The sequence below is a fragment of the Bradyrhizobium sp. genome (assembly GCF_016462955.1).
In the GTDB taxonomy this organism is placed as follows: Bacteria; Pseudomonadota; Alphaproteobacteria; order Rhizobiales; family Xanthobacteraceae; genus Bradyrhizobium.
In genome coordinates this window covers 1-5,473 of sequence record NZ_JAEMSD010000377.1, presented here as the reverse complement: position 1 = coordinate 5,473, position 5,473 = coordinate 1, and the positions used below count along the sequence as shown (strand labels likewise).

Annotated in this window: 5 protein-coding genes and 1 pseudogene; 4 read left to right on the top strand and 2 right to left on the bottom strand. The window is 66.0% G+C overall.

Annotated elements, in window-relative coordinates; genetic code table 11:
* Positions 1-682, top strand: a pseudogene (locus JHD07_RS28795) (phenylalanine--tRNA ligase subunit beta); the annotation flags it as partial.
* 55 nt (positions 683-737) lie between these two features.
* A complete protein-coding gene (locus JHD07_RS28790) occupies positions 738-1,508 on the top strand; it encodes a sulfite exporter TauE/SafE family protein (RefSeq protein ID WP_291628339.1) in 771 nt (256 codons plus the stop codon).
* Positions 1,509-1,702: 194 nt separating this feature from the next.
* Here the strand turns inward: JHD07_RS28790 and JHD07_RS28785 are convergent, their stop codons facing one another.
* Complete coding sequence (locus tag JHD07_RS28785; RefSeq protein WP_291628338.1) at positions 1,703-3,091, bottom strand: NAD(P)/FAD-dependent oxidoreductase; 1,389 nt, start codon at positions 3,089-3,091, stop codon at positions 1,703-1,705.
* Between the two features lie 192 nt (positions 3,092-3,283).
* Between JHD07_RS28785 and JHD07_RS28780 the strand changes: the two genes are divergently transcribed.
* Positions 3,284-4,249, top strand: coding sequence for a YiiX/YebB-like N1pC/P60 family cysteine hydrolase (locus JHD07_RS28780; RefSeq protein WP_291628336.1), 966 nt, complete (start codon positions 3,284-3,286; stop codon positions 4,247-4,249).
* A gap of 204 nt (positions 4,250-4,453) precedes the next feature.
* Here JHD07_RS28780 and JHD07_RS28775 read toward each other — a convergent pair whose 3' ends face one another.
* Positions 4,454-4,729 carry a metal-sensitive transcriptional regulator gene (locus JHD07_RS28775; RefSeq protein WP_291628335.1) on the bottom strand — a complete coding sequence of 92 codons (276 nt, stop codon included), beginning with the start codon at positions 4,727-4,729 and terminating at the stop codon, positions 4,454-4,456.
* A gap of 63 nt (positions 4,730-4,792) precedes the next feature.
* On the opposite strand from JHD07_RS28775, the gene JHD07_RS28770 reads away from it, so the two are divergent.
* On the top strand, positions 4,793-5,473 hold a 681-nt coding region (locus JHD07_RS28770), incomplete at its 3' end, for a YHS domain-containing protein (RefSeq protein WP_291628334.1).

Below are 5,473 nucleotides of genomic sequence, written 5' to 3'. Positions count from 1 at the left end.
CTTCAAGGGCGATCGCCCGCAGGATCAGTTCAGGGCGGCGAGCGGCGTCCGCCGCGGCCTGGCTTACTCCGAAGGTCTCGGACGGCATTGGTCCGGCTCGGCGCAGGCCGACGTGTTCGACGCCAAGGCCGACGCGCTTGCGGTGCTGGCCGCGGCCGGTGCGCCGATGCAGGCGCTGCAGATTGTTGCCGGCGGCCCCACCTGGCTGCACCCGGGCCGCTCCGGCACGATTCAGATCGGGCCGCAGAACGTGCTCGGGTATTTCGGCGAGATGCACCCCAGAGCGCTCGAGGCACTCGGCGCCGACGGGCCGCTGATGGCGTTCGAGGTGATCCTCGACCGCATTCCCGAGGCCAAGAAGAAGCCGACCCGCGCCAAGCCCTTGATCGAGCTGTCGGCGTTCCAGCCGGTGTCCCGCGACTTCGCCTTCATCGTCGACCGCAGCGTCAAGGCGGGCGACATCGTCCGAGCCGCGCAGGGCGTCGACAAGAAGCTGATCACCGCCGTCAACGTCTTCGACGTCTACGAAGGCAAGGGTATCGACGATGGCAAGAAGTCGATTGCGATCGCGGTCTCGCTGCAGCCGCGCGAGAAGACGCTGACCGACCAGGAGATCGAGGCGGTCGGCGCCAAGATCGTGGCCGAGGTGACGAGGAAGACCGGCGGCATCTTGCGCGCATGACGCCGAAAAGTGTGAAGCCGCTTTCGGACAACGTCATGCTCGAGAGTCGTAGAGCATGAGTCCTGCGGACTTTCTCCCCAAGGATGTCAGCCTCACCATGGCGGCGGCGCTCTGCGCCGTCGCTTTCGTTTCGGGCACGGCCCGCGGCTTCTCGGGCTTCGGCTCGGCGCTGATCTTCATGCCGCTGGCGAGCAGCATCGCCGCGCCGCGGCTGGTTGCGGCCTTGCTGCTCGTGATCGATTTTGTCGCCGCGGCCCCGCTGCTTCCCGACGCCTGGCGAAAGGCGGACCGCAAGGCCACCGCGGTGATCGTGCTCGGCGCGCTGGTCGGCGTGCCCGTCGGCACCTATTTCCTCAGCGTGCTCGAGCCCGTCACCACGCGCTGGATCATCTCCTGCTTCGTCGCCGCGCTGCTGCTCCTCTTGCTGTCGGGCTGGCGCTATCGCGGCAGGGACCACGCCTGGCTCTCGGTCGGCATCGGCGGCCTCTCCGGCTTCTGCAGCGGCCTCGCCCAGACCGGCGGGCCGCCGATCGTCGGCTACTGGCTCGGCCGTCCCATCGCACCGATCGTCGCACGCGCCAACATCCTGCTGTTCTTCGGCGCTTCGGATTTCTTCTCGATGGTCAGCTACGTGGCGACGGGCCTGATTTCGCGTGAATCGCTGGTGCTCTCGCTGATCGTCGGCCCGGTCTATGCGGCAGGTGTGGCGCTCGGCGCGTTGCTGTTCGGCCGCGCCAGTGAAAAAGTGTTTCGCTGGATTTGCTATGCGCTGATTGCGATGGCGGTGATCTTTGGGCTGCCGGCGTTGGACGGGTTGTTGCGCTGACAATCTCCGCCGTCGTCCCGGGGCGCGCATAGCGCGAGCCCGGGACCCATAACCCCAGGGAGTGGTTATCGGACAAGGTGCACTCCGAGCCTTCGCCAAATCACTCCCTGTGAGTATGGGTCCCGGATCTGCGCGCGCCTTCGGGCGCGCTTGTCCGGGACGACAGCGGAGATTTGGCGCGGGCCTGATTGCCCCTACTGCCGCGGCACACGCCGCTTCTTCGTCGACTGCGTCGGCACGTCGGCGGACTCGTCCTTGAGTGCGCCGATCTTGCGCAAGGCAGCCTCCGCGGCGCGTTCGCCGCTTTCCCAGGCGCCGTCGACGGTGCCCCAGAGCGTCTCATGCGTGGCTTCGCCGGCGAGGAAGACGTTGCCAACAGGCTCGCTCAGGATCTTTCGCGAAAGCTGGCCGCCGGGCGAGGCGGCCGACATCGCGCCCATCACGTAAGGCGAGGCATTCCAGCGCGTCACGCTGGTCTTCTGCATCGCAGAAGCGGCTTCGCTGCCGAACAGTTTCGTGATCCACTCCCTGGCGAAGTCGGCCATGGCCTTCTCGCCTTGGCCCGAGAGATCCCGGCCGAACGAGCCGCCGACGTCGATCGAGCACAACGAGGAGCCGCCGATATTGGCGAACATCAGCGCCGTGCGCGTCGAATTGCTCTGCTCGACGAGGATATCGTCACGCGAGAGGCCGAGCGGATTGCCCGGCAATTGCAGCACGATGCGATCGTAGCTGCCGAGGCTGAGCTTCGAGGCCGCGTCCAGCGTACGCTTGGGAATATCGGGCGCGAACTTGATCGCGCCCGATGTCAGCACGTTGGTCGACACCGTGACGATGGCAGCGCGCGCCACGATCTTGCCGGCCTGGGTTTCCACGCTGACGTCGCGATTGCTCCAGGCGATGCGGCTCGCCGGCGTCGACAGCGCCACCGGCGCCTGCTCGCCGAGCCTGGTGATCAGCGTGCCCAAGCCCTGGCGGCAGGCGATCGCAGCGTTGCGGTCCTGCGCGCGCCCCTTGTCGATCGCGGACAGCTCCTTCAGGTCCTTGCCGGCGAAGCCTGCGCCCAGCAAGAACTCGGCCGCGCCGGCCCAGTCGCCGAGATCCTTGGGCAGCACGGACGCGCAGGAAGTATCGAGCTTGCCGCGCGCGGCCTCGTCGATGGCGCGGTTGGCACGCACCAGCGCCGCCAGGAACTGTTCGGTTTCGCCCGCACGCGCGTTGCGGCGGCCGATGCGCATCTTCTGGCCCTTTGGCGCCGGCAGCACGTCGAGCCCGACGCTGCGCGCCAGCCGGATCATCGGGTTTGCGTCGGGATTGTACATCCAGCGGGCACCGCGGTCGAACGGCGTGTCGAAGGTGGAGCTATCGGTGATGCAGCGGCCGCCGATCTGCGATGCCGCTTCAATCACGACGACCTTGCGGCCCGTCGCCATGACGCGCCGCGCTGCAGCGATACCGGCGGCTCCCGCGCCGATCACGACGATGTCGGCCTCGCGCGGCAGGGGTGCGGCGCTCGCGCGCGGGACCGGCATCGCGGCAAGTGCAGCCGACGCGACAAGGAAATCGCGGCGCGTGATTGTCATGACATGGTTTCCGGGGACTTGCGGCGAACGGGAACGGCCCGCGAACCTTGCCGTATCTGATGTTGCACAGCAACCATCATGGTGAATCAATCATGCTTGATCTCACAGACTGATGAACCGAATTGCAACACGTTTCGACCATGATAGAGAAGGGAAAAAGACGGTCGGAAAAGGCCGTGGGGGGAGTTCGACATGGGGACGGTCCTGGATTCGGTCGGCAAGCTGATTGCCGCGTACCTCTCGAAGGAGGTGCCGGGCTACGAGCCGTTCACGCCGAGCGACCCGGAGCATCTTCGCGGCGTCATCGAGCCCGGCGACGTGCTGCTGGTCGAGGGCAACAACCGCATCTCCGGCATCATCAAATATCTGACGCAGTCGACCTGGTCGCATGCCGCGCTCTATGTCGGCCCGGTCGCGGGTGCCGAGGAGGCCGACGGCGAGCCGCATGTGCTGATCGAGGCCAATATCGGCGAAGGCGTCACCTCGGCGCCGCTGTCGAAATATTTCCCCTATCATACCCGCCTCTGCCGCCCTGTCGGTTTGTCTTATGAGGACCGCACCACAGTCTGCCGCTATGCGATCAACCGCATCGGCTTCGGCTACGACACCAAGAACATCGTCGACCTCATGCGCTACCTCTTTCCGATGCCGATCCCGCAGCGCTGGCGCCGGCGCATGATTGCGATCGGTTCCGGCGACCCGACCAAGATCATCTGCTCGGCCCTGATCGCACAGGCCTTCGACGCCGTGCGTTATCCGATCCTGCCGAAGATCACCAAGGCCGGCAGCCGCGCCGCCCGCCGCGAGATCCTGCACATCCGCGATTCCTCGCTCTACATGCCCCGCGACTTCGACATCTCGCCCTATTTCGAAGTCGTCAAACCCACCATCGTGCACGGCTTCGACTACACCGCCTTGCATTGGGCCGACAAGCAGAAGCCGCTCGAGGAGGTAGCGGGCTCATTCAGTGTGTTTCCAGAAGCGCTCATGGCGCCGCCGCTCGTTCCTGAAGCGATTGACCAAGAGGCGTCGGCTGAGATTCCGGCTGAGGAAGTGAGCGCGCGCCTTCCGGAGATGAACACCAATGTCTCCGAGCATTTCGTGCAGCTGAGCGACCTCGCGATGTACCGCGCGCGAGCGCGGGAGCTGGCGGCCTAAGCTCGCCGGAGAAATCTCGCTCGGTCTCGTAGGGTGGGCAAAGGTGCGAAGCACCGTGCCCACGTTCTCACGCGACCGACGGATGGTGGGCACGCTTCCGCCTTCGCTCTTCGAGCTACGGCGGATAAGCCGCTTTGCCCACCCTACGAGACCGGATTGCGTGGTTGCAAGAAATCCTCGCAATGACGGAAGAGAGACCGCGATCTACCGCTGCGCCCGTCCGATCACCGCCATCAGCTCCGCGATCTTCGCGCGCTGGTCGGCCTTGTCGCCGCTCGCGATGGCGTGCTCGACGCAATGGGCGACATGGTCCTTCAGAACCTCCTCCTCGACCCGGCGCAGCGCGGCGCGCACCGCCGCAATCTGCGTCACGATGTCGATGCAGTAGCGGTCTTCGTCTACCATTTTCGAGAGGCCGCGAACCTGGCCCTCGATCCGGCCGAGACGTTTTCCGACGGATGCCTTGATGTCCTTGCGCATGGGGTCTATATACCCCTACCGGGTATGGGTTACAAGACCCTAGGATACCGCCGGAGCAAGCCAATGAACGCAGCGGAACACGGGCATCATCACGACGCAGACGCTCACGCCGGATGCGGCTGTTCGAGCAAGGCAGCGCCGCCGCCCACCGAGGCTGCGGCCTCCTCATGCTGCGGTGGGCACGGCGATCATTCCGGCCATGATCACCATCCCGCGCATGATCACAGTGACGGGACGACCAGCGTCAAGGATCCCGTCTGCGGCATGAGCGTCGATCCCGCGACCTCGAAGCACAGGTTCGACCATCACGGCGAGACCTTCCATTTCTGCTCGGCCGGCTGCCGCACCAAATTCGCAGCCGATCCCGCCAAATATCTCGCGAAGGACAAGGCGCCCGAGCCCGAGATGCCCGCGGGCACGATCTACACCTGCCCGATGCATCCCGAGATCCGCCAGGTCGGACCCGGCAGCTGCCCGATCTGCGGCATGGCGCTCGAGCCGGAGGTCGCGAGCCTGGAGACCGGCCCCAATCCGGAGCTCGCCGACATGACGCGCCGGTTCTGGATCGGCGGCGCAATGGCGCTGCCGGCCGTGGTGCTGGAGATGGGCGGTCACCTCGCGGGCCCGCACAACTGGATCGACCCGACGCTGTCGAACTGGATCCAGCTCGTCTTCGCAACCCCCGTGGTGCTGTGGGCCGGATGGCCGTTCTTCGTGCGCGGCTGGCAATCGCTGCGCACGAAG